The organism is Mycolicibacterium bacteremicum (genome assembly GCF_002086115.1).
GTDB classification, from domain to species: domain Bacteria; phylum Actinomycetota; class Actinomycetes; order Mycobacteriales; family Mycobacteriaceae; genus Mycobacterium; species Mycobacterium bacteremicum.
Genome location: NZ_MVHJ01000001.1, coordinates 363,425 through 387,194, shown reverse-complemented (window position 1 = coordinate 387,194; position 23,770 = coordinate 363,425). Strand labels below are relative to the sequence as shown.

Sequence of the window (23,770 nt, the reverse complement as noted above, 5' to 3'; positions counted from 1 at the left end):
TCACCCTCCTACCGGGGTTGGTTGGGAATACCGGGAAACAGCTGTTCGGTCGGGCCCACGGTGACGTAGCCGCCCTGCATGGTCGCCAGGTGCGGCGCGAACACCGCACCGTAGGTGACATGGCCGAGGATGATGATGGCGATCACCGACAACACCGAGGAGCCGGCGAGCGTCTTCGTCCGCCTGTCCGACCAGGACTCGATCACGTTGCGCCCCTGCGTATCCGTTCGGCCCAGCAGATAGGTGAACACCATCATCTGCACACCCATGGCAATGGCGTCATAGATCGGATACTGGTATCTGCTGCCCTCGAACAGCGCCAGCCCGGGGATCACGTAGCCGTAGTAGAAGACGCCGAAGCGTGGGCCGAAGAAGGCGTTGAAGAACAGCGCCCAGCAGAATCCCACCGCGAGTCCGACGATCAGCAGGGTCTGCGGTCTGCGCCATCCGAAGCGTCGGACCAACCGCCGGCCCACCGCGGCACCGATGACGCCGGGCAGCACGAAGTAGGCGATGTAGCCGATCGGCACCGCCGATGGCAGACCCCCGCCCCAGGTCAGATTCATCGGCCACCAGGACGGCATCCGCGGCAACTCCGGCGGGAACTGCGCGTACATCGCCCAGTCGTAGGGCGCCTCGATCCACGAGAACGAGATCGCGCAGATGGACACCAGCAGCAGCGGATGCAACCGTCCGCGGCGGATACTGAGGTAGATGCCGAAGGCCAGGAACAGGATTCCGCCGACATAGGCGAAGGCCAGGCCGGTGATCAGCGCCGGGCTCAGGTCGGTGCTCACCCGGCGTCTCCACCACGGTCATCGGCGCGCGGCCCCCGCGCCTCGGGATCGAAGTGGATCACCAGGCCGAAGATCAGCGCGATCAACCCGAACAACGTGCCCAGCATGATGAGTTGCCCCACGGCGGAGCCCCTTTCGTGCGTATCCGATACGACTCGGTCCGACGGTTGCGGCAGCAGCAGCCCGTCAGCCGCCGGGCCCGTTGGGCCATTTGAGAAGTGAGCCGGCATCCACCCGGATGTGCTGGCCGGTGACATAGCGACTCTCGTCACTGGCGAGGAAGACGCCGAGATGGGCCATGTCCTCGGGTTCGATGTACGGAATGGGCATGGCCTGGAACAGGGAGAACAGCGGTTCGGCATCCTCGCGGGCGACCGGTTTGCCGGCCGCCTTGAGATCGGGCCGGAAGACGCCATACATGCCGTCGTTCTGCAACAGGTGGGTGTTGCAGTTGGTGGGATGGATCGCGTTGATGCGGATCATCCTGGGCGCCAGCAACAAACAGAGCTCGTTGACGTATTCGATGACGATGCGCTTGCTGAACCCGTAGCCCGCGCCGCCGGGGCCCATGTCGGGACTGGTGGTGGTGCCGCGGATCATGCCCGCGGTGGAGCCGGTGACGATGATCGACGCCCCGTCGGGCAGGTGCGGCAGGGCGACCGCCACCGTGTTCATCACGCCGAGCAGGTCGACGTCGGTGGCATCGACGAACCCCACGGGATCGGGGTTGCCCATGGCCATCGGCAGGATGCCCGCGTTGGCGACGACGATATCGATCTTGCCCAGGTCGGCGACCCCCGCCTCGACCGCGTCGCGGAGTTCGTGACGCTCGCGAACGTCGGCGATGCGGGCCAGCACACGACGCCCGAGACTTTTGACCGCGCGCTCGGTTTCGGCGAGATCATCCGGTGTCGCCAGCGGGTACGGGTTCGACGGGATGTCGCGGCAGATGTCGACGGCGATGATGTCGGCACCTTCGCGGGCCATGGCGATGGCGTGTGCGCGGCCCTGGCCGCGGGCAGCACCGGTGATGAAGGCGACCTTGCCGTCCAGTTTCCCGCTCATCGGTTCCTCGCTTCGAACGTGATGTGCAACTCGTCGAGTCCGCGCATGATGAAGGTGGGTTCGTAGCCGTAGCGGCGGTTCCCGGCCGGGCCGTGATGTTCTTCGGAGATGCTGATATCGCTCATCCGGTCCAGGATGCGTTCCAGCGAGATGCGGCCTTCGGCACGGGCCAGCGGCGCCCCGGGGCAGGAATGCGCCCCGCGGATGAAGGCGATCTGCTCCCGGACATTCGGCCGGTCGACACGGAACTCGTTCGGATCGGCGAACTTTCGCTCATCCCGGTTGCACGCACCGGGCAGCAGCATCACCGTGGTGCCGGCCGGGACCTCGACCTCGCCGATAGACGTCGTCCTGCTCGCCATCCGGAAATGCGATTTCACCGGACTCTCCAGACGCAGGGTCTCCTCCAGGAAGGCGGGGATCTTGCTGCGGTCGGCACGCAGCATCTCCTCGAAGCCGGGGTTGTCGCCGATGAAGCGCACCGCCGAGCTGACCAGCTTGGTAGTGGTATCGGTTCCGGCGGCGAACAGGAAGGTCGACAGGTTCATCACGTCTTCGATATCGGGCGTGGAACCATCCTCGTGTTTGGCCTGAGCCAGTTCGGTCAGCACGTCGTCGCGCGGCTCGCGCCGACGGTCCTCGATGTATGCGTAGAACTTCTCGTTGAGCCACTGCAGCGGGTTGTGGGTGGTGGGCGCCTCCTTACCCAGCTCCCCCACCGTCTCGAGTGCGAAGACCGACTTGAACTCCTGGTGATCGTCGGCGGGAACACCGAGCAGGTCGGCGATGACCAGCAGTGAGAACGGTTTTGCGTAGTCGGCCAGAAATTCGGCGCGCCCGTCGGCGAGGAAGGTGTCCAGCTGCCGGTCGGCCAGCCGCCACATGAAGTCCTCGTTCTCCTTGAGGCGCTTCGGTGTGATGAGCCGACTCAGCAGGCCGCGGGTGCGGGTGTGCAGCGGGGCGTCCTGGGAGGTGATGTGCTCCCCCATCGGCACCTGGTCGCGGTGGGCTTCGATGAGCTCGCTGACGTCATCGCTGTCGCCCGGACTGAACGGCAGTCCGGAGAACGGACCGGCCACCGAATTGCAGGACGAGAACGCCGCGTTCTTGTACACCGCAAGCGCCTCGTCGTAACCCGTCACTGCCAGCACGTCGAACGGTGTGGCGTGGGTGACCGGGCACTTGGCGCGGAGGTGATCGAAGTACGGGTAGGGGTTCGGTACCAACGATTCATCGGTGAAGTAGTCCACTGTGTCGAAGTCGGTCACCGCGCGCTCCTGGTCCGTCCGTAGGCATCGTTGCAAACCTAATCTTTGTTGCACGGTACCCTAAAGGTTGTTCCGCAATCGGGTCAACCATTGCGTTTTACGAGTTCGGGCCGTGCATTTACCGGAGTACGTCGGATTTATAGCCAAACATCGGGTTCGGTCGTTATCCCGGTGGGGCTGTTCGACGGCAGGCCGGAGCAGTCCGCGGATGGGACCGGCTGGGGCTGGGCCCGGACGCCGACCACACCGGTCGGCGGATCACATGCGAGTCGGCAGGACGTGATTGACAAGGACTTGATATCAATGACCGGTATGAGCTACCTCGGCGAACTACGCACGAATTGGCGGCCGCTGGCGGCGGCGACCGCCGGGTTGAGCGCCGGTCTGAGCCTGAGCGCCTATACCAATGCCGTGATGGCCCCGCAGTTTCTCGCGGAGTTCGGCTGGGACCGCGCCGATTTTGTGCTGACCGGTGTCATCACCCTGCTGACGTTCGTCTTCCTGCCCATCTACGGGCGGCTCACCGACCTCTACGGCGTCCGGCGGGTCGCCGTGGTCGGCGTCATCGGGCTCCCCCTGTGCTGGGCGGCCTACGCCGCGATGTCCGGACCCATCTGGCAGTACTTCGCGATCAACATCGTGCTCATCGCGCTGGGCGTCACCACGACGCCGGCCATCTACAGCCGCATCGTGGCAACCTGTTTCGACAACGCCCGCGGACTGGCGCTGGCCATTGCCATCTCGGGACCGCCGCTGCTGGGCGCCATCGGGGCACCGGTTCTGGAGCGGGTCAACGACGCCTACGGCTGGCGGGCGGGCGCCCTGGTGATCGCCACAGTGATCGCCGTCGTCGGGGCGCTGGCACTGATCCTCACCCCGGCCGAAGACCCCGACGCCCGCCGCACCCGTGGTGCCGGCAGGACCGCCGGCGACTACCGCCGGATCGGCCGCACGTCGATCTTCTGGATCCTGCTGTCGGGGGTCCTGCTGTGCAATCTCTACCACACGGTGACCACCAGCCAACTCGGTGTGGTGCTGGGTGATTCGCTGCCGGCCGGCTCGACGGGAGGCCAGATCGCCGCGTTGATATCGACCTTCGCCGGGGCGGTGATCATCGGTCGGTTCGTCTGCGGGGTGGCCCTCGACCGGTTGCCCGCCCAGCGGGTGGCTGCGGTGGCGATGGGATTGCCCGGTGTCGGCTGCCTGCTCATCGCCTCACCGTGGAACGGGTTCGCGGTACTGGTCATAGCGGTGTGCTGCCTGGGTGCGGCCTGGGGCGCCGAGGGTGACGTGATCGCCTACCTGGTGGCGCGGCGTTTCGACCTGACGCTGTACAGCACGGTGTTGAGCATCCTGTCCGCCGCCATCGGGGTGTCCTCGGCGCTGGGCGCCGTCCTGCTGAGTCGCACCCTGCAGGCCAGCGACAGCTTCAACGGTTTCCTGGTCTTCACCGGGACGGCGGCGTTCGTCGGCGGCGCCTTGTTCCTCCTGCTGGGCCGACGGTCGGCCGTGCTCGAAACCCGCGATGACACAATGAGTCGGTGACCGACGGTGAGGCGTCCGACGGCGTCCGCGCTGGGCAAACTGAGCGACGGGGCGAGGTCCCGCTGCGGGAGACGCTGTCCCAGTTGCGGCTGCGCGAGTTGCTCAGTGAGGTGCAGGACCGGGTCGAGCAGATCGTCGAGGGTGGGAATCGACTGGACGGGCTGGTCGAGGCCATGCTGGCCGTCACCTCCGGCCTGGAACTCGATGCCACGCTGCGCACCATCGTGCACACCGCGATCGACCTGATCGATGCGCGCTACGGCGCCCTGGGCGTGCGCGGCCAGGACGCCGACGGACACGACCTCGTGGAGTTCGTGTACGAGGGTATCGACGAGACGACCCGCGAGCGCATCGGCCCGCTCCCCCAGGGGCGCGGCGTGCTCGGAGTGCTCATCGACGAACCGGCGCCGATCCGGCTGGACGACATCATCGACCACCCGGCCTCGGTGGGGTTCCCGCCGAACCATCCGCCGATGCGTACGTTCCTCGGCGTGCCGGTCCGGATCCGCGACGAAGTGTTCGGCAACCTGTATCTGACCGAGAAGAAGTCCGGTCAGCCGTTCAGCGAGGACGACGAGGTCCTCGCGCAGGCGCTCGCCGCGGCGGCCGGCATCGCGATCGACAATGCCCGGCTCTACGAACAGGCCCGCGCCCGGCAGTCCTGGATAGCGGCGACCCGCGACATCGCCACCGAGCTGTTGTCCGGTATCGACCCGGCGGGTGCCTTCGGGCGCATCGCCGGGCAGGCCCGAACCCTGGCGGGCGCGCATCTCGCCTTCGTGGCGATCCCCGCCGACGGCGAGAACCCAGAGCTGGCAACCGAACTGGTCGTCACCGAGGTCGCCGGTGGCGGCGCCGTCGAGGTCGCCGACCTGCCGGCAGTCGCCGTGGCCGACACCATGGTCGGCCGGGTGCTGCGCGAGCACGTCCCGCAGCGCAGTGACGCATTCGGCGTGCCAGGGTTGCTCGATGCGCCGGGGCCGGCGCTCATCGTGCCGTTGGGCGCAACCGGACCGGTGGCCGGGGTGCTGGTGGTGCTGCGCTCGGCCGGCGCCCGGCCGTTCACCGCCGACGAGCTCGAGATGACGGCATCATTCGCCGATCAGGCGGCGCTGGCCTGGCAGTTGGCCAGCACCCAGCACCGGATGCGCGAACTCGACGTGCTGGCCGATCGCGACCGGATTGCCCGGGATCTGCACGACCATGTCATCCAACGGTTGTTCGCGATCGGTCTCTCACTACAGGGAACGGTCGCCCGCGCACGTTCCGACGAGGTGGCGCAACGACTCTCGTCCTCGGTCGATGATCTGCAGGAGGTCATCCAGGAGATCCGCACGGCCATCTTCGATCTGCACGGCGGCAATGCCGGTGCCACCCGGTTGCGGCAGCGGTTGCAGGACGCCGTCGACCAGTTCGCGTCGGCGGGCCTGCGCACCAGCGTGCAATTCATCGGACCGCTCTCGGTGGTGCAGGCCGGGTTGGCCGACCATGCCGAAGCCGTCGTCCGGGAAGCTGTCAGCAATGCCGTCCGGCATTCGGGTGCAACCGAATTGAGCGTCGTTGTCCGGGTCGACGACGACCTGACCGTCACCGTGACCGACAACGGGCACGGTGTCGGCGCCGGTGTCACCGAGAGCGGGCTGGCCAACCTGCGGCGCCGTGCCGAGGACACCGCAGGTACGTTCGCTCTCGCCCCCGCCGATCGGGGTGGGACCGTCGTGCACTGGTCTGCACCGCTGCCTTAGCCGCCCCGGGACCTTGGACCCTGCCGGTGCCCGCCGATTGTGACTACGGTGGACGGTGGTCGATCAAGGAGGAACGACACCATGTCCAGCACAGCAGATAATCCCGGCATCCTGGTTGCCGTCGACGGATCTCCCGGTTCGGATGCCGCGGTCTCCTGGGCCGCAGCCGAGGCGGTGCGACGCGCGGTGCCGGTCACTCTGCTGAGCATCACCGCCCCCGTCATCAGCACCTGGTCGTCGGCCACTCCGGATGTCGACATCGCCGACGCACAGCAGGATTCGGCGCGCTCGGTGCTCGAGCTCGCCGAACAGATCTTCACCGCCGCCGTCGGTGGCCCCCATGCCCCGGGCGTACACACCGAGACGCGGCCCTCGCCGGTGGTGGGCGCGCTGGCAGAGGCGTCGAGGTCGGCCCTGCTGCTCGTGGTCGGGAACCGCGGTACCGGCGGTCACAATCGGTTGCCGCTGGGGTCGGTTGCCGCCGGTTTGTTGCACCACGCACGCTGCCCGGTCGTCGTGGTGCACCCCGAGGACTCCGTCGACAGCGATGCCCCGGTCGTGCTCGGCGTGGACGGTTCGACGTCCTCGGATGCGGCCACCCGGCTGGCGTTCGAGGAAGCCGCGCTGCGTGGTGCCGCGCTGGTCGCCGTGCACGCGTGGAGTGATGTCGGACTGCTGCCGATGTACACGATGGATTGGCAGATCTACGAGGAGCAGGCCCGCGAGGCACTGACCCAGCGCCTCGCAGACTGGGAGCAGGATTTCCCCGATGTCCGCGTCGACGTGCGGCTGGTGCGTGACCGCCCGGCGCACTGGCTCACCGAGGAGTCGCGCAGCGCCCAGTTGGTGGTCGTCGGCAGTCGCGGGCGGGGTGGATTCGCCGGACTGCTGTTGGGCTCGGTCGCCTCGACGGTGGCGCAGCTGTCCCAGGCACCGGTCATCGTGGTGCGCCGGGATTGATCACCAGCGGCAGTAGTTGGGCTGACCGGGCTGGATCACCCGGAAGTCGAGGAGCACCATTTCCGCGGTGCGGTCCGGCGTCCGCCATGTCGGATCGCTGACAATGTCCTCGGTCGTGTAGCGAATCCCGTTGTAGCCGTACGTCAGCGGGACGCGGAGGCCGGCTGCGTCCCACTCGTGGATCCATTTGCGGAATTCGACCACCGGCAGCGCATAGCCGCGCGGCCCGCCGTCGTAGTGGTGGATCACCCGACCGAACCGGTCGTCGATGTCGATGATCCAGACGACATCCTCCTGATATCCCCAGATCTTGATCGGATTGCCGCCCAGCAGAAGGTGATTGGAGTGTTCCCCCTCGGTGCGCAGATTGCTGAACATGGAGAAGTTGCCGGCCGTCCGCAGGCCCAGATACGGGGTCAGACCGATCACGACCAGCAGCACCGGCACCAGATACAGCGCTACGGGGGTACGGGCATCGAGGATGCGCACACCGCCCCACTCTGGACGCGGCGCCGGCGAGAAAATGGCGACCAGTATCGGCCAGATGACGATGGCAATGGCGGTGTCGAGCAGCAGGCCGGAGGTCAGCGTCCACTCCGGGAGCCGGTGCAGGTGGGTATGCACGCCGGACAACAGTGCGATGGCGACGGCGATACCGGCGTACACACCGATCCTGGAGGCGGCGCGCCGGGCCACGCCGATCGTGCCGTCGATGAGCAGCTGCCGGTATGCGGCGGGCAGGAAGGCGAACAGCAGTGCCGCGGCCAGGGATCCGAAGTCGACGAACCCGATGAGCGCCAGCGCGGCGTGCATGGTGAGCGCGAACGCGACGATCGCTGCCTGCATTCGCGGTACCGCCAGCAAGAGTCCCCCGCCGAGCTCCCAGGCCAGTACGCCGACCGCGGCGATCAGGCCGATGGTCGTGATCAGCGGGCCCAGCCGGTCATACAGCAGGACGACGGCGACCACCGTGAGTCCGGCCAGGCCCACCGCGGCGGCGACCGCGGTGAACAACCGGTTTCCGGCGCTGCCGAAGCGACCGAGCCGGACCAGCCGGAGGCCGAGGACCGCCGCGACCAGGGCAATCGGGACCACAACAGGAATGCCGAGTGCTGTCGTGCGCAGCGCGCCGATCACCGAGGCGAAGATCCCGGCCGCGCACGACGCCGCGGGGTCGAAGAAGTCGGTGTTGAGCTTGTGGAACCCGGCCAGCGCGTAGATGAGCATCAGGCTGATGCGCAGAATCGGTGCAATCGCGGCGAAGTCGTCGTCCGCGTTGTCGCGGCGCCGGATCAGCGAGACCGACAGCACGCCGATCATCGCGACATTCAGGCACATCATCAGGTTGACGTGATTGGCCACCTCGGGGAACTGCACCAGCGCGACATAACCGGTCGCCGCGACCAACAGTGCGAGGAACTTCGCCCGGGTGACACCGGTGGCGATCGCTGCGGTGGCGGCGATGACGAAGACGCCGGTGAACCAGGGTGTCTGCCATCGTTCGGAGAACTCGAGCACCATCGCGATGGTGTACAGCGTCGCGAAGACCGAGAACGGGCCTCGGGGCGAGCGGAGCGAGGGGGCCAGGTCCCGCGCGTGAACCTTCACCGGTGCAGCCTAGCCGCGACCGCCCAGGTAGTGGATCTCGATGTCGGCGGCGCGGACCGGCGGCTCATCGGCGGTGGCGGTCACGCGGACGCCGAGCCGGCGCCCCTCGGCGTCCTGGAAGGCCAGCGGCGGTGAGCCGTCCTGCAGATGGGCATCGCCCCACTGGATGAGCGACAGGAACACCGGCAGCAGGTCCTCCCCCGCCTCGGTGAGCCGGTACTCGTCGCGGGCGCGCCGGCCGGGCTCCCGGTAGGGCACCCGGGTGAGCACGCCGGCGTTCTCGAGCTGTTTGAGTGCGCGCGACACCGCCGGCGCCGAGGCCCCGATGCGGTCGACGAAGTCCTCGAACCGTGTTGTGCCGTAGAAGCACTCGCGGACGGCCAGGAATACGGTCTTGGTACTCAGCAGATCGAGCACCTTGGCCGCCGAGCAGTTGTCGCCGATCGTCCAGCGGCTGCGGTCCCGCAGGCGGCGTTCGAAGGTCATCGCCATATCTCCAGTGTAACTAACGCTTGCATTACTCAGAAGAGCTGATCTACGATCTGGATAACGTAAAGGTTACTCAGATGGGAGTCGGACATGGTGGCAATCGGCGGCAAGGTGGTCCTGGTGACCGGCGGGCGGCGCGGTCTGGGATCGGCACTGGTCGATGCAGCGCTCGCACGTGGTGCGAGCAAGGTCTACTCGACGGCGCGGGAGCGGTACACCGACGCGCGGCCCGGCGTCGTCGCGGTTCCCCTGGAGGTCCGCGACCAGGCCTCGACCGCCGCACTTGCCGACACCGTGCCCGATGTCGACATCGTCATCAACAACGCCGGCATCCTGCTGCCGGGCTCGCTGTTGACGGGCGATTTCGGCGATATCGCAACGACGTTCGACATCAATGCGTTCGGCCCGCTGCGGGTGGTGCGTGCGCTGGCACCGGTGCTGGCCGCACGCGGCGGCGGGGCCGTGATCAACGTGCACTCGGTGCTGTCCTGGGTCGCCGGATCCGGAGCCTACGGCGCCTCCAAGGCCGCCATCTGGTCGCTGACCAACTCGCTGCGCGTCGAACTGCAGGCCCAACGAACCCAGGTGCTCGGCGTGCACGTCGGATTCATCGACACCGAGATGGTCGCCGATATCGCGATGCCCAAGACGTCTCCGGCAGATGTCGCCGCGACGGTGCTGGACGCCCTGGAAGCCGATGCGCACGAGGTGCTGGTCGACGATGTCACCGTGGCGGTCAAAGCCAGGTTGTCGGGTCCGGTCGAGGACCTCACCTTCGACATGGCGCACTGAACCTACAACCGGGACGAGAGGAATCGACATGCCACTGTGGACCATTCACCACACCCCCGGGATCTTCACCGACGCCGACAAGCGTGAGCTCGCCGGCCGGATCAGCGATCACTACGCGAAGGTCGGGTTACCCCGGTTCTACGTGGTCGCGGTGTTCAACGAGACACGGCCGGACGACATGTACGTCGGTGGCGAGCCCACGCCCGTCGGCGTGCGTGTCGTCATCGAGCACATCGCCCGTCGCAGTACCGACACCGCCGGCCGGCGACGGACCACCGGATGGATCAAGGCGATCCTGCAACCGTTCGTCGACAGGCACCAGGGCGTGCACTGGGAGTTCCATGTGGACGAGACCAGTGAGGAGCTGTGGATGATCAACGGACTGATCCCGCCGCCGGCCGGCTCGGATGCCGAACGCGAATGGGCGCGCGCCAACGCCGCGTCGGAGTACTGAGCGGCAAGCCGGCGGCGTGACTACCGCCCGCGGGTGGGCTGGGCCGATACCGATGCCGACGAGGACGGCAACGTCGACGGACGGTCGATGATCGTCGAATTCGGCCCGCCGACACGGTAACTGGCGCCCCGATGCTCATCGGGCAACCGGTCTCCCCTGCCGAGCAACTTGTTGCGCAGTGTTCCCGGCGCATAGGACGGCTGATAGGCGCCACGCTCGGTCAGCACCGGCACCACGTGGTCGACGAAATCGGCGAACGATCCGGGTGTCACGGCGTAGGCGAGGTTGAACCCGTCCACGTCGGTCTCATCCACCCACTCCTGTAGCGCATCGGCAACCCGGGCGCCGGAACCCACGAATCGAGGCCCGATACCGCCGATCTTGCCCCACTCTGCGATATCGCGGACGGCCCATTCGCGGCCGTCCGGGTCGGCGGATTGGAACGCCGCCACGGCGGACAGGATGGCGTTGGAGTCGACATTGCCGACCGGCTCATCCAGGCCGTAGCGGGCCAGATCCACGCCCATCCAGCCGGACATGAAGGTCAGCGCCCCTTCGGGATCGCCGTAGGACAGATACTCGGCGTGCTTGGCGTGTGCCTCCTCGTCGGTGGCGGCGGTGATCACGGTCGAGAGGTTGAAGATCTTCACCGCGTACGGATCCCGGCCGGCCAGCTCGAGTTCGCGGCGAATGGTGGTGACGTTCTCACGCAGGATCGCCTTGGTCGGCGCGGCGGTGAAGATCGCCTCGGCGTTCTCGGCGGCGAACCGCACCCCGCGCGGGGATGCGCCGGCCTGGAAGATCACCGGGGTGCGCTGCGGTGACGGCTCGGACAGATGGATTCCCGGCACGCTGAAATGCGTCCCGTCATGGCCGATGTGGTGGACCTTGTCGGGGTCGGTGAATACCCCGCGGGCCTTGTCGCGGATGACGGCGTCATCCTCCCAGGACCCCTCCCACAGCTTGTAGAGCACTTCGAGGTACTCGTCGGCGTGGTCGTAGCGGGCGTCGTGCGCGGGCTGGTCGGTCTGGCCCATGTTGCGGGCCGCCGCGGGCAGATACCCGGTCACCACGTTCCAGCCGACCCGGCCCTTGGTCAGGTGGTCGAGGGTGCTGATCCGACGGGCAAACGGGTAGGGATGCTCGAAGCCGGTGCCGGTGGTGACACCGAAGCCGAGGTGCTCGGTGACCAGGGCCATCGCAGACACCAGCAGCAGCGGGTCGTTGACCGGCACCTGCGCCGCCTGCCGGACGGCCGCCTCGTCACTGGCGCCGTAGACGTCATAGGTGCCCAGCACATCGGCGATGAACAGGCCGTCGAACCGGCCGCGCTCGAGCAATTTGGCCAGCTCGGTCCAGTACTCCAGGTCCTTGTACCGCCACGACTGGTCCTCGGGGTGCTTCCACAGGCCCGGGGACTGGTGGGCGACGCAGTTCATGTCGAAGGCGTTGAAACGGATCACACGTGTCACCCCGCCAGCCTGCCGACGGCGCCACGCCCTGTCGCCGGTTGTATTCAGCCAGATTCCTAGTAGGCCGTAGGCTGACCCGATGTCCCGTGAGATCGTCCGCATGTCCTGGGCGGTGGTGCTCGGATGCCTGGTTCTGTTGGCGACCGGCTGCGGCTCGGCGACCGTCGTCAACACCGACGAGCCCTGGACGCCCGCCCAAACCGCATCGGCTGCACCGCAATTGCCGCAGCATCGCGACAACCGCCGACTGGCCGACGCTGCGGAATTCTATATCGCGACGCCGGACGAGAAGGCCTACCACTTCAGCACGCCCAGCGGCCGGTGGCAGTGCGCGATCATCCCGCAGACCTCGGCGGGTTGCCAACCGGCAGACGAGTCCGCGCTGTCGATCTCCGGTGCGCCGACCGAGGTGCCCGGGCCCGACGGGACGGCGACGACACCCAACACGGTGCTGATCGACCGGCACGGTGACGTGCAGTTCGTGATGGCCGACCCGGTGCTCTACACCGTCACCCCCGGCCCGGCGGTCACCTTGCCGTTCGGGCAGGTGCTGATGGCGGCCGGGTTCCGCTGCAACGTACAGGAGGCCACCGGTATCTCCTGCGGCAGTGAGACCAGCGCAAAGGGCTTCACCTTCTCCGCAGACGGTTACACGCCGGTGTACACCGATGTCCCGCAGTGAAGCGTCGGGATTGCTGCAGCACAGGGGTTTTCGGTACTGCGCCGGGCTGATCTCCGCGCACCTGCTGACCGCCGCCGAACTGGTCGGGGTGCTGGGCTCGCTGAGCATGCAGACCCTGGTCGGGACCGACAGCCTGCTCACCCGGTCGAATCTGATCAACCTCAGCATTCTGGTGGTGCTCAGCACCGCGCTGGTCGGCTACGGCGGCTACCGCATCATCGCGCCGTCACTGCGGTGGTTCGACGCCGGCACCGAACCCGATGACAGACAGCGGCGGGCCGCCATCAATCTCATCAGGCGCCAGTCGGTGCTGCTGCTGGCGGTGTGGTTGCTCAGCGGGGCGGCATTCCTGATCGTGAACCGGGACCTCGGCACCACGCTGGTGGCGCTGATGTCGCTGACCGTCGTGTTCGGCGGGACGGCCACCGTCAGCAGCAGTCTGCTGTTCACCCAGCGGGTCATCCGTCCGGTGGTGGCGGTGGCCTCGCGCGAGTTCGAGCGCCGGATCACCGCGCCGGGCGTCACCGCCCGGCTGGTGTTGATGTGGACGCTGACGACCGCGCTGCCCAGCGGCACCATCGCGATCCTGGTGATCTGCCGGATGAACGGCTGGGTCATCCCCGAGTCGGCATCGATCGACATCCCGGTACTGCTGCTCTCGCTGGTGGCGGTGTTCCTCGGTCTGCGCACCCTGATCCTGGTCTCCCTGTCGATCTCCGATCCGCTGCGGGAGATCATCGATGCAATGGGCGATGTCGAGAAGGGGCGCATCGATGTCCAGGTCGCCGAATACGAGCAGTCCGAGATCGGGCGACTGCAAAGCGGTTTCAACCGGATGGTCACCGGACTGCGCGAGCGCGACCGGTTGCGTGATCTGTTCGGCAGGCACGTCGGCGACGAGGTGGTGCGACTGGCGCTGGACAGCGATGCGACGCTGTCCGGAGAGGTCCGTGCGGTGGCGGTGTTGTTCATCGACGTGACCGGTTCGACCGAACTGGCGATGAACCATCCGCCGCAGGAGGTCGCCGAGGTGCTCAACGAGTTCTTCCGGATCGTGGTGGCCGCCGTCGACGAGCAGCACGGGCTGATCAACAAGTTCCAGGGCGATGCCGCGCTGGCGGTGTTCGGGGCGCCGATCGACTCCGCCGAGCCGGCTGCGCATGCTCTGGCGACCGCCCGCAGTCTGCGCGGCGACCTGCGCGGTGTGCTCGATTTCGGGGTCGGAATATCCGCCGGCCCCGTCTTCGCGGGCAATATCGGTGCGCAGAACCGCTACGAATACACGGTGATCGGCGACCCGGTCAACGAGGCCGCACGCCTGGCCGATGCCGCCAAGACGCTCACCGGTCGCATCGCCTGCTCGGGCGCCGCCTGGGATGTCGCCGGTGCCGAGGCGCGGCACTGGATCGGCAACGGATCACTGGTATTACGGGGACGGACCGAACCGACCCGGCTCTACGTGCCACGATGACCGGTATGACCGACATCCACCCGTTCCGCATCGACATCGGCGAAGAGGAGCTCGACGATCTGCGCCGCCGCCTGCGGACCACCCGCTGGCCCGAGGCCGAATGCGTGGACGACTGGAGCCAGGGCATCCCGCTGGCGTACACCCGCGAACTGGCCGCATACTGGGCCGATGGGTACGACTGGCGGGAGCGCGAGCGCGGCCTGAACCGCTTCGCGCACTACCGCACCGCGATCGATGATCTGGACATCCACTTCATCCACCAGCGCTCACCGCACGCCGACGCGCTGCCGCTGATCATCACCCACGGCTGGCCCGGGTCGGTGGTCGAGTTTTCCAAGATCATCGAACCGCTGACCGACCCGACCGCGCACGGCGGGCGCGCCGAGGACGCCTTCCATGTGGTGTGCCCGTCGCTTCCGGGCTACGGATTCTCCGGCAAGCCCAGCGCGACCGGCTGGGGCGTGGAACACATCGCGCTGGCCTGGGACACCCTGATGAAACGCCTGGGTTATCCGAGCTACGGCGCGCAGGGCGGCGACTGGGGTGCCGCCGTCACCACGCAGATCGGTCGAAATGGTCTGGGCGCCAGAGCGATCCACACCAACATGGCGATCGGTCAACCCACCGAGTCCAGCATGCAGTCTCCCACCGAGGAGGATCAGCGGGCGTTCGCGGCGATGAAGCACTACCAGAAGTGGGAAGCGGGGTATTCCAAGCAGCAGTCGACGCGCCCGCAGACCATCGGTTACGGGTTGGTCGACTCCCCCGTCGCACTGTTGGCCTGGATCGTCGAGAAGTTCTGGTCCTGGAGTGACTGCGACGGCCATCCCGAGAACGTGTTCAGCCGTGACGAATTGCTGGACAACGTGATGATGTACTGGCTCACCGGGTCCGGGGCCTCGGCAGCGCGGCTGTACTGGGAGAGTTTCGGCGCGTTCGGACAGCGCGAACCGGTCCGGTTGCCCACCGGCGTCGCCGAGTTCCCCAAAGAGATCCTGCGCTCACCGCGATCGTGGTGCGAGGCGCACTACAACATCACCCGCTGGACCACGATGCCGCGCGGCGGCCACTTCGCCGCTTTCGAACAGCCCGACCTGCTCGTCGGGGACATCCGAGAATTCTTCAGGACCGTGCGCGACTGAGAAGGCGGTAGCCACCGTAGAGGACGCCGGCGACCAGGAAGTTGACGAAGTACGCGATATCGGCGCCGTGCCAGGCGGTGGCCACCGGCCCGGCAATCAGCGTGGTGTTCATGAACGGGATCGCCGCCGCGTAGGAGACCACGAACACCACGACCGCGGCGACCGCGTCCCGGCGGGTCGTCATGGCGGCAGCCACGTCGACGAAGGAACCGGCCGACCGGTGGCGCAGCAGCCAGTCGATGACGATGACGGCAACGAAGGCCGGGATCCAGTACCCGATGAGCAGCAGCACATCCAGGAAGCGGGTGGCGGTGTCGGCGGCCTGCAGCCACAGGATCAGGAAGAAGGCCGCGCCGGTCACCAGCAGCGCCGATACCGGCCTGCGCACCCGCACGCCCAGGGTCTGCAGGGCAAGCGATCCGCTGTAGTCGTTCATCACGCCCGAGCCGACCGAGGCCAACGCGATGACCAGCAGCGCGGCGGCACCGAGTACGCCGCCGCCCATCACGTCGCGCACCCCCTCGGCGGTGTGGTCACCGAGGACACCTGCCGCGGCGATCCCGATCCCCTGGACGAAGACGTAGGCCAGCACCATGCCGGCGAAGGTGTATCCGAACACCCGTGCCTTCGATGACTCGACCGGCAGATAGCGGGAGAAGTCCGCGGCGTAGCTGGCCCACGAGATCGTCAGGCTCAGGGCGATTGTCACCTCCATGACGAACGCACCGACCAGATCGGCGCCGGACAGCGTCGCCGGCGTGACGATCTGGTGCCCGTGCACCAGGTTGACCGCGAAGACCACGAACGTCGCGAAGAGCACGACGGTCAGCACCGCCTGCAGTCGGTGGATCAGCTCGTAGCCGATGAAACCGACCGCGCCCTGGACACCCAGCACGATCAGCACGGCGGTCCAGAACGGGATGTCCAACAGCAGCGCCAGGGCCTGACCGCCGAACAGTCCCACCAGCGCGTCCCACGCGATCGAGGACAACCACTGCAGGGCGGCAGGCACCGCGACACCGGATCCGAACGCCAGCCGGGCCGCGGGTAGTTGCGCGGTCCCGGTGCGTGGCCCCCACGTGGACAGATAGGCCACCACCAGCCCGCCCAGCACGGTACCGATGATCATCGCCAGCATGCCCCACCAGAAACCCAGTCCGAGCAGGATGGCCAGCGTGCCGGTGAAGACGCCGGTCATGTTCACCTGCGGGGCGAACCAGACGGTGAACAACCGGCCCGGGGTGCCGTACCTCTTGTCCGGCGAGACCGGCGCGATGCCGTGTGTCTCGACCGACAGGTCGCCGGCACCCTGCGGTGATCGGCCGCTGAAGGAGGGCGAGGTCAGCGATCGGTTCGTCGTCGGAGTGGCCCCAGTGGCGCTGCCGGTCATGGCAGTATTCGACCACGCCACCGCCGCCGCGCTGCGGCCACCCGGCGTCGACGCTGATGGCAGTCAACCCATCAACGCAGCGGATTCTGACCTCCTGCGCCGAGAAACCTATGGATTCCATTGTCGGAATGTAAATTCGTTGCGGAATCGCTTGCGAAGGTCGGTGTGATGGGCAATTGTTGTCCTACCGACCGCAATGCTGAGGAGGCCCAGTCCTGTCCGGTACAGACACCACCGCCACGGACCCCGAGACCGGCGAGGGCGGAGCCGCGCTGGCCAAGGGTGCGCCCGTCATCGAGATCGACCATGTGGTCAAGCGCTTCGACGACTACGTCGCCGTGGCCGATGCGGACTTCACCATCGCCTCGGGCGAGTTCTTCTCGATGCTGGGTCCCTCGGGCTGCGGCAAGACGACCACGCTGCGCATGATCGCCGGCTTCGAGACCCCCACCGAAGGCGCCATCCGGCTCGAGGGTGTCGACGTCTCGAAGGTCCCGCCGCACAAACGCAACGTCAACACCGTCTTCCAGCACTATGCGCTGTTCCCGCACATGACGGTCTGGGACAACATCGCCTACGGTCCGCGCAGCATGAAGCTGGACAAGACCAAGGGCAAGGGTGAGACCAAGCGTCGCGTCGACGAGATCATCGAGATCGTCCGCCTCACCGATTTCGCCAAGCGCAAGCCCGGCCAGCTCTCCGGCGGCCAGCAGCAGCGCGTGGCGTTGGCCCGGGCACTGGTCAATTATCCCAGCGCGCTGCTGCTCGACGAACCGCTCGGCGCGCTGGATCTGAAACTGCGCCATGCCATGCAGTTCGAGCTCAAGCGGATCCAGCGCGAGGTCGGCATCACCTTCATCTACGTCACCCACGACCAGGAGGAAGCGCTGACCATGAGTGACCGCATCGCGGTCATGAACGCCGGCAACGTCGAACAGATCGGCACACCGGCCGACATCTACGACCGGCCGGCGACGGTGTTCGTGGCGGGGTTCATCGGGCAGGCGAATCTGTGGGCCGGCCGGCAGACGGGGCGGGTGAACCGTGACTACGTCGAGATCGACGTGCTGGGCACCACGCTGAAATCCCGGCCCGGCGAGACCGCCATCGAGTCCGGCGGACAGGCGACCCTGATGATCCGTCCCGAGCGGGTCCGGGTCTCCGCCGACCAGCCCTCCGGTGACCTCGCGGTCGTCCGCGGCACCGTGCGGGATCTGACCTTCCAGGGCCCGGTGGTCCGATTGGCCGTCGCTGCGCCCGACGACTCGACGATCGTTGCCCACGTCGGTCCCGAACAGGATCTGCCGATGCTGCGTCCCGGTGACCAGGTGTACGTCAGCTGGTCCCCGCAGGCGTCGCTGGTGCTGCCGGCGGCCGACATCCCGACCACCGAGGATCTCGAAGAGATGCTCGACGAATCCTGATCCCAGCGATCGGACCCCTCCCCCACCCTCACGAAAGGTCCAGCATGTCCAACGAGATCGATCCCCGGCTGCTGTCCCGACTGGCTGCCAACCGCACCAGCCGGCGGCGGTTCATCGGCGGCAGTGCCGCCACGGCCGCGGCGGCGATCCTGGGCTCGTCGTTCCTGGCGGCGTGCGGATCCGACAGTGGCAGTTCGTCTTCGGGATCCTCGGACACCGGTGAGACGTCCAGCGACACCCTGCGCATCTCCAATTGGCCGCTGTACATGGCCGACGGTTTCATCGCCGCCTTCCAGTCCGCCTCGGGCCTGACCGTCGACTACAAGGAAGACTTCAACGACAACGAGCAGTGGTTCGCCAAGGTCAAGGAGCCGCTGTCGCGCCAGCAGGACATCGGCGCCGACCTGGTGGTGCCCACCGAGTTCATGGCAGCCCGGGTGAAGGGCCTGGGATGGCTCAACGAGATCAGCGAAGCCGGCGTCCCCAACCGCAAGAACCTGCGCCAGGATCTGCTGGACTCCAAGGTCGATCAGGGCCGCAAGTTCACCGCGCCCTACATGACCGGCATGGTCGGCCTGGCCTACAACCGCGCCGCCACCGGGCGTGAAATCCGGTCCATCGACGATCTGTGGGATCCCGCCTTCAAGGGCCGGGTCAGCCTGTTCTCCGATGTGCAGGACGGCCTCGGGATGATCATGCTCTCGCAGGGCAACTCGCCCGAAGACCCCAGCACCGATGCGATCACCAAGGCCGTGGACCTGGTCCGCGAACAGAAGGACCGCGGGCAGATCCGCCGTTTCACCGGCAACGATTACGCCGATGACCTGGCCGCCGGCAATATCGCTGTGGCTCAGGCGTATTCCGGCGACGTCGTGCAGTTGCAGGCCGACAACCCGGATCTGCAGTTCATCGTCCCCGAGTCCGGCGGCGACTGGTTCATCGACACCATGGTGGTGCCCTACACCACGCAGAACCAGAAGGGCGCCGAGGCGTGGATCGACTATGTCTACGACCGGGCCAATTACGCCAAGCTCGTCGCCTTCACCCAGTTCGTCCCGGCGCTGTCGGACATGACCGATGAGTTGGCGAAGGTCGATCCGGCCTCGGCGGAGAACCCGTTGATCAACCCGTCACCTGAGGTACAGGCGAACCTCAAGTCGTGGGCCGCGCTGACCGACGAACAGACGCAGGAATTCAACACCCTGTACGCCGCGGTGACCGGTGGCTGATCAGCGGATGGCACGGCGGATACGAGGAGCTTGAATGGCGGGAGTCGCCACCAGCAGCAGACAGCGCAGCAAGATCGCTCCGTACTTGATGATCTTGCCCGCGCTGGCCTATCTCGCCATCTTCTTCGTGGTGCCGTTCGTGACGCTGGCCCGGACGTCGTTGTCGTCGGCAGGCGGGTCGGTGTACCTGCCGACGCTGACGTTCGACTGGAACTTCGGCAATTTCGTCGACGCGTTCAAGCTCTACCAAGACCCGATCCTGCGCTCCTTCGGGTACGCGGCGACGGCCACCGTGCTGTGCCTGTTGCTCGCCTTCCCGCTGGCCTACGTCATCGCGTTCAAGGCGGGTCGGTTCAAGAACCTGATCCTGGGTCTGGTCATCCTGCCGTTCTTCGTGACCTTCCTGATCCGCACCATCGCCTGGAAGACGATCCTGGCCGACGAGGGCTGGGTCGTCAGTGCGCTGGGGGCAGTCGGGTTGCTGCCCGATGAGGGTCGGTTGCTCTCGACGAGTTGGGCGGTGATCGGCGGTCTGACCTACAACTGGATCATCTTCATGATCCTGCCGCTGTATGTCAGCCTGGAGAAGATCGATCCGCGGCTGCTGGAGGCGTCCCGGGATCTGTATTCCGGTGGCACACGCAGCTTCCGGAAGGTGATCCTGCCGCTGTCGCTGCCCGGGGTGTTGGCCGGCAGCATGCTGGTGTTCATCCCCGCGGTCGGTGACTTCATCAACGCCGACTATCTGGGCAGTACCCAGACCACGATGATCGGCAACGTCATCCAGAAGCAGTTCCTGGTGGTCAAGGACTATCCCGCGGCCGCCGCGCTGAGCCTGGGGCTGATGGGTCTGATCCTGGTAGGGGTGATCCTCTACACGCGGGCGCTGGGAACGGAGGATCTGGTATGACCGCCACCGTGCAACGGCCGTCCGGGCCGACGGACGGTCCGGCCCACCCGTCCAAACATGTTCGGGCGCGCCCGAAGTGGGGCGACTACTCGCTGCGGATCGTCGCCGGGCTGGTGCTGCTGTATCTGTTCCTGCCCATCGCGGTGATCGTGTTGTTCTCCTTCAACAAGCCGGCGGGCAAGTTCAACTACACCTGGCAGGGCTTCACGCTGGAGAATTGGCTGGACCCGTTCAAGTACCCGGCGTTGACCGATGCGTTGAAGCTCAGCCTGGAGATCGCCCTGATCTCGACGTTGGTGGCCCTGGTGCTGGGTTCGTTGTTGGCGATCGCGTTGGTGCGCCAGCGGTTCCGCGGCTATCGGGCGGTCGACACCTTCGTCATCCTGCCGCTGACCGCGCCCGAGGTCGTGATGGGTGCGTCGTTGCTGACGCTGTTCCTGGATCTGGGCTGGGCGGCCGGCTATACCACGATCCTGATCGCCCATATCGCCTTCGAGGTCAGCTTCATCGCCATGACGGTGCGGGCTCGGGTGCGCGGTTTCGACTGGACGTTGGAGGATGCCTCGATGGATCTGGGCGCCAGCCCGATCCGCACCTTCTTCAAGGTCACTTTGCCGCTGATCGTGCCCGGCATCGTGGCGGCGGGCATGCTGTCGTTCGCGTTGTCGCTCGACGATTTCATCGTCACCTATTTCGTGAGCGGGTCGACGGTGACCTACCCGCTCTATGTCAACGCTGCGGTCAAGGCCGCCGTCCCGCCGCAGATCAACGTGCTGGCCACCGCGATCCTGGTGATCAGTCTGATCTTGTTGGCCTTCGGCACGCTCTACCGGCGCAAGGTGAAGGTGTAACCACCGTCAGGCGTCCGGTTGAGATGGGTTCGTGGGTGCGGGCCCCGTGGCGGGCCGCACCGATACCGGCCACGATGACGAAACAGATGCCGGCCAGACCGATGGGCGCCGGCACCTGGCGCAGGATGAGCCAGCCCATCAACATGGCGAACGCGGGCTCCAGACTCATCAGGGTGCCGAATGCCGCGGAGGTGAGCCGGCGCAGCGCGAGGAGTTCCAGCGCGAACGGGATGACCGGTAGCAGGATGGCCAGCCCGATGCCGATCAGCCACAGCTGCGGGGTCAACTGCGTGAACACCGCGGGCCCGGCCACCACCGACGCCACCAGGGCGGCGACCGGTATCGAGACCGCCAGCCCGCTCAGGCCACCGACCTGATCGCCGACGCGCTGGGTCAGCACGATGTAGATGCCCCAACACAATCCGGCGCCCAGCGCGTAGGAGACCCCGATCGGGTCGAAGGTGCCTGACCAGGGTTCGGTGAGCATCAGCACACCGGCCCCGGCGAGTCCCGGCCAGAGGAAACGATTGCGTCCACTGCCCTGCCACACCGCCACGCCCAACGGACCCAGGAACTCCAGCGCGCTGGCCGTGCCGAGCGGGATGCGTGCCACCGCCATCATGAACAGCACGGTGATCCCGGCGGTGACGACGCCCAGCAGCACGGCGGCGCCGAGGGTGGCCCGGGTGAACGAGGACGGCCGCGGCCGGACCAGGATCAGCAGCAGGATCGCCGCCCAGAACAATCGCAGCCACGCCGCGCCGGTCGCCCCGATCTGGTCGATCAGCCCGACCGCGATCGCGGCGCCCAACTGCACCGAGCACATCGCGGCGATCGCCATGAGCGCGCCGTTGCGGACGTGAGCGGTCGACATCCCTGCATTCAACGTCGGCTCATCCCGGGCTGTCCACGCCTTTTCCGGGCGCGCCGGCGGGGATGGTCAGCGGGTGCGGTCCGGGAACGGGTCGTTGCGGAAGTCGATCTGGGCGGCCGCGTTGCTGACCGCCGTCACCATGCCGGAGCCGATCGGCCCGGCACTGTCGAACAGGGTCGAGGTGCCGACGGCGATGCCGTCGGCGGTCCAGTGCGAGTCGGCCTGCACGCCGATCCATTCATCACGGGGTAGCCGGGCCAGTGCCACGGTCAGGTCACCGTTGATGTAGCCGACGCCGGCGGTGCCCAGATTGGTGACCAGGCTGGTGCCCTCGGCGGCCATTGCAGCGCGCACGAACGGGGAATTGCCGGAGCCCTGCACGACGTCGATGGTGCGGTTGAGCAACCGCTTACGTGAGGTGTTCTGGTGATCGGCGATGGTCCCGGTCCAGCCGACGTCATCGCTGCCGACCCCGATTCCACGTTCCTCGTCGCGGTCGGTGGGCATCTGGAAATCGGCCGGACCCGCCCACTCCGTTCCGCGGGGCGGGGCTGAGCGCCGGTACTGGACCAGCGTCGCGCGCACCACGGTGACACCGTCCTGTACGAGCTCGCACTCCGCGTTGCGGACCCGCCTGCCCTCGCGTACCGAGGCCAGCTTGATCACCGTCGGCACGCCGCGGGCGGCCTTGAACAGGTCCACGGTCAGCCGGGCGGGCAGGAACTCGGGGTCGCCGAACTGCACTTCCAGGGACCGCGCCGCCAGGCCCACGAGCGCGGGACCGTTCAGATGGTCGTCACCCCAGTGGCTCTGCGCGTAGGCGGTCGGCGTGAAGGTGCCCTGTTCGGTCTGATGGAAATGGAACGGCCGTTCGGTCATTTCCGCATCGTCGCACGGGGGATGTCGGAACCGCCGACCGGCTACCGCGGTGTGACGATCCCGTGGTCGTAGGCGTAGACGATGGCCGCCGCGCGATCGCGCAGGCCCAGCTTGTCGAAGATCCGGCCGATATGGCTCTTGACCGTCACCCCGGAGATGAAGAGTTCGTCGGCGATCTCGGCGTTGGTGCGTCCGCGCCCGATGAGGGTCAGCACATCGAGTTCACGGCCGGTGAGCTCTTTGACCTGCACCGGGCTCGGACCGTCGGCGACCTGGCGGTAGGTGGTCAGCACCCGGGCGGTCACGGCGGGATCCAGATAGCTGTCGCCGTGGGCCACGGCCCGCACGGCGCGGATCAACTCCTCGGCCGAGGAATCCTTGAGCACGAACCCGGCCGCGCCGGCGCGCAGCACACCGGACAGCAGATCGTCCTCGTTGAACGTGGTGAGCGCCAGGACCGGCGGCCCGCCCGCGGCGACGAGCCGGCGGGTGGCCTCGATTCCGTCGATCCGCTTCATCCGCAGATCCATCACCACGACGTCGACGGCATGCTCGGCCAGTGCGGCGGGCACCTCGTCTCCGTCGCCGCACTCGGCCACGATCACGAAACCGTCCTTGCGGCGCAGGATCCGGCGCAATCCGGAACGCACCAGATCCTGGTCATCGACGAGCAGCACCGCGATGTCGATCCATCCCCCGTCGCTGGTGAAGTCCATCTGCGCA

General features: G+C 67.1%; 23 protein-coding genes. 12 read left to right on the top strand and 11 right to left on the bottom strand.

Annotated features, from left to right (window positions below; all coding sequences use genetic code 11):
* Positions 1-8: 8 nt before the first annotated feature.
* From BST17_RS01765 to BST17_RS01755, 4 genes are all read right to left on the bottom strand, one after another.
* On the bottom strand, positions 9-797 hold the full coding sequence (locus BST17_RS01765; RefSeq protein WP_083054951.1) for a spirocyclase AveC family protein: 789 nt from the start codon (positions 795-797) through the stop codon (positions 9-11).
* Positions 794-919 carry a hypothetical protein gene (locus tag BST17_RS29805; protein ID WP_264002111.1) on the bottom strand — a complete coding sequence of 42 codons (126 nt, stop codon included), beginning with the start codon at positions 917-919 and terminating at the stop codon, positions 794-796. The genes BST17_RS01765 and BST17_RS29805 overlap by 4 nt, the downstream gene beginning before the upstream one ends.
* Positions 920-983: 64 nt before the next feature.
* Complete coding sequence (locus BST17_RS01760; RefSeq protein ID WP_083054949.1) at positions 984-1,862, bottom strand: mycofactocin-coupled SDR family oxidoreductase; 879 nt, start codon at positions 1,860-1,862, stop codon at positions 984-986.
* Entirely contained in the window at positions 1,859-3,130 is a 1,272-nt protein-coding gene (locus BST17_RS01755) for a cytochrome P450 (protein WP_083054947.1), read from the bottom strand. Before BST17_RS01755 ends, BST17_RS01760 begins: the two co-directional genes overlap by 4 nt.
* A 303-nt stretch (positions 3,131-3,433) precedes the next feature.
* Between BST17_RS01755 and BST17_RS01750 the strand changes: the two genes are divergently transcribed.
* The 3 genes from BST17_RS01750 to BST17_RS01740 all read left to right on the top strand — a co-directional run bounded on the left by BST17_RS01750 (position 3,434) and on the right by BST17_RS01740 (position 7,380).
* Positions 3,434-4,675, top strand: coding sequence for an MFS transporter (locus BST17_RS01750; RefSeq protein ID WP_083054945.1), 1,242 nt, complete (start codon positions 3,434-3,436; stop codon positions 4,673-4,675).
* Positions 4,672-6,420, top strand: a complete 1,749-nt coding sequence (locus tag BST17_RS01745) for a sensor histidine kinase (RefSeq protein ID WP_083054942.1) — start codon at positions 4,672-4,674, stop codon at positions 6,418-6,420. Before BST17_RS01750 ends, BST17_RS01745 begins: the two co-directional genes overlap by 4 nt.
* 81 nt (positions 6,421-6,501) lie before the next feature.
* Positions 6,502-7,380 (top strand): universal stress protein, encoded by an 879-nt coding sequence (locus BST17_RS01740; RefSeq protein ID WP_083054940.1) that lies wholly within the window; start codon positions 6,502-6,504, stop codon positions 7,378-7,380.
* On the opposite strand, the gene BST17_RS01735 is transcribed toward BST17_RS01740, so the two are convergent.
* Together BST17_RS01735 and BST17_RS01730 are read right to left on the bottom strand one after the other, a co-directional pair.
* The gene (locus BST17_RS01735; protein WP_083054938.1) at positions 7,381-8,988 is read right to left on the bottom strand and encodes a hypothetical protein; all 1,608 of its coding nucleotides are present in this window, start codon (positions 8,986-8,988) and stop codon (positions 7,381-7,383) included.
* Between the two features lie 9 nt (positions 8,989-8,997).
* Complete coding sequence (locus BST17_RS01730; protein ID WP_207573557.1) at positions 8,998-9,474, bottom strand: winged helix-turn-helix transcriptional regulator; 477 nt, start codon at positions 9,472-9,474, stop codon at positions 8,998-9,000.
* A gap of 93 nt (positions 9,475-9,567) precedes the next feature.
* On the opposite strand from BST17_RS01730, the gene BST17_RS01725 reads away from it, so the two are divergent.
* Together BST17_RS01725 and BST17_RS01720 are read left to right on the top strand one after the other, a co-directional pair.
* A complete protein-coding gene (locus BST17_RS01725) occupies positions 9,568-10,269 on the top strand; it encodes an SDR family oxidoreductase (RefSeq protein WP_083054934.1) in 702 nt (233 codons plus the stop codon).
* A 28-nt stretch (positions 10,270-10,297) separates the two neighbouring features.
* Positions 10,298-10,723: a tautomerase family protein gene (locus BST17_RS01720; RefSeq protein WP_083054932.1), complete on the top strand. Its 426-nt coding sequence runs from the start codon at positions 10,298-10,300 to the stop codon at positions 10,721-10,723.
* A 20-nt stretch (positions 10,724-10,743) separates the two neighbouring features.
* On the opposite strand, the gene BST17_RS01715 is transcribed toward BST17_RS01720, so the two are convergent.
* A complete protein-coding gene (locus tag BST17_RS01715) occupies positions 10,744-12,195 on the bottom strand; it encodes an LLM class flavin-dependent oxidoreductase (protein ID WP_083054930.1) in 1,452 nt (483 codons plus the stop codon).
* 79 nt (positions 12,196-12,274) lie between these two features.
* Here BST17_RS01715 and BST17_RS01710 point away from each other — a divergent pair, with 79 nt between their 5' ends.
* The 3 genes from BST17_RS01710 to BST17_RS01700 are packed head-to-tail and all read left to right on the top strand — an operon-like array spanning position 12,275 to position 15,490.
* Complete coding sequence (locus tag BST17_RS01710; protein ID WP_083054928.1) at positions 12,275-12,877, top strand: hypothetical protein; 603 nt, start codon at positions 12,275-12,277, stop codon at positions 12,875-12,877.
* Positions 12,864-14,348, top strand: a complete 1,485-nt coding sequence (locus BST17_RS01705) for an adenylate/guanylate cyclase domain-containing protein (RefSeq protein WP_083054926.1) — start codon at positions 12,864-12,866, stop codon at positions 14,346-14,348. Before BST17_RS01710 ends, BST17_RS01705 begins: the two co-directional genes overlap by 14 nt.
* Positions 14,349-14,353: 5 nt before the next feature.
* The gene (locus tag BST17_RS01700) at positions 14,354-15,490 is read left to right on the top strand and encodes an epoxide hydrolase family protein (protein WP_083055290.1); all 1,137 of its coding nucleotides are present in this window, start codon (positions 14,354-14,356) and stop codon (positions 15,488-15,490) included.
* On the opposite strand, the gene BST17_RS01695 is transcribed toward BST17_RS01700, so the two are convergent.
* A complete protein-coding gene (locus BST17_RS01695) occupies positions 15,471-16,880 on the bottom strand; it encodes a purine-cytosine permease family protein (RefSeq protein ID WP_083054924.1) in 1,410 nt (469 codons plus the stop codon). The genes BST17_RS01700 and BST17_RS01695 overlap by 20 nt on opposite strands.
* Positions 16,881-17,152: 272 nt before the next feature.
* Between BST17_RS01695 and BST17_RS01690 the strand changes: the two genes are divergently transcribed.
* The 4 genes from BST17_RS01690 to BST17_RS01675 are packed head-to-tail and all read left to right on the top strand — an operon-like array spanning position 17,153 to position 21,294.
* A complete protein-coding gene (locus BST17_RS01690) occupies positions 17,153-18,304 on the top strand; it encodes an ABC transporter ATP-binding protein (RefSeq protein ID WP_083054922.1) in 1,152 nt (383 codons plus the stop codon).
* Positions 18,305-18,348: 44 nt separating this feature from the next.
* Entirely contained in the window at positions 18,349-19,533 is a 1,185-nt protein-coding gene (locus tag BST17_RS01685) for a polyamine ABC transporter substrate-binding protein (protein WP_083054920.1), read from the top strand.
* A gap of 34 nt (positions 19,534-19,567) precedes the next feature.
* Entirely contained in the window at positions 19,568-20,443 is an 876-nt protein-coding gene (locus tag BST17_RS01680) for an ABC transporter permease (protein ID WP_083054918.1), read from the top strand.
* Complete coding sequence (locus BST17_RS01675; protein ID WP_083054916.1) at positions 20,440-21,294, top strand: ABC transporter permease; 855 nt, start codon at positions 20,440-20,442, stop codon at positions 21,292-21,294. The genes BST17_RS01680 and BST17_RS01675 overlap by 4 nt, the downstream gene beginning before the upstream one ends.
* On the opposite strand, the gene BST17_RS01670 is transcribed toward BST17_RS01675, so the two are convergent.
* From BST17_RS01670 to BST17_RS01660, 3 genes are all read right to left on the bottom strand, one after another.
* Positions 21,239-22,168: an EamA family transporter gene (locus tag BST17_RS01670; RefSeq protein WP_083054913.1), complete on the bottom strand. Its 930-nt coding sequence runs from the start codon at positions 22,166-22,168 to the stop codon at positions 21,239-21,241. The two genes, BST17_RS01675 and BST17_RS01670, sit on opposite strands and share 56 nt — an antisense overlap.
* A gap of 66 nt (positions 22,169-22,234) precedes the next feature.
* A complete protein-coding gene (locus BST17_RS01665; protein WP_083054911.1) occupies positions 22,235-23,047 on the bottom strand; it encodes an acyl-CoA thioesterase domain-containing protein in 813 nt (270 codons plus the stop codon).
* A 41-nt stretch (positions 23,048-23,088) separates the two neighbouring features.
* Positions 23,089-23,763, bottom strand: coding sequence for a response regulator transcription factor (locus tag BST17_RS01660; protein ID WP_083054909.1), 675 nt, complete (start codon positions 23,761-23,763; stop codon positions 23,089-23,091).
* Positions 23,764-23,770: the final 7 nt, after the last annotated feature.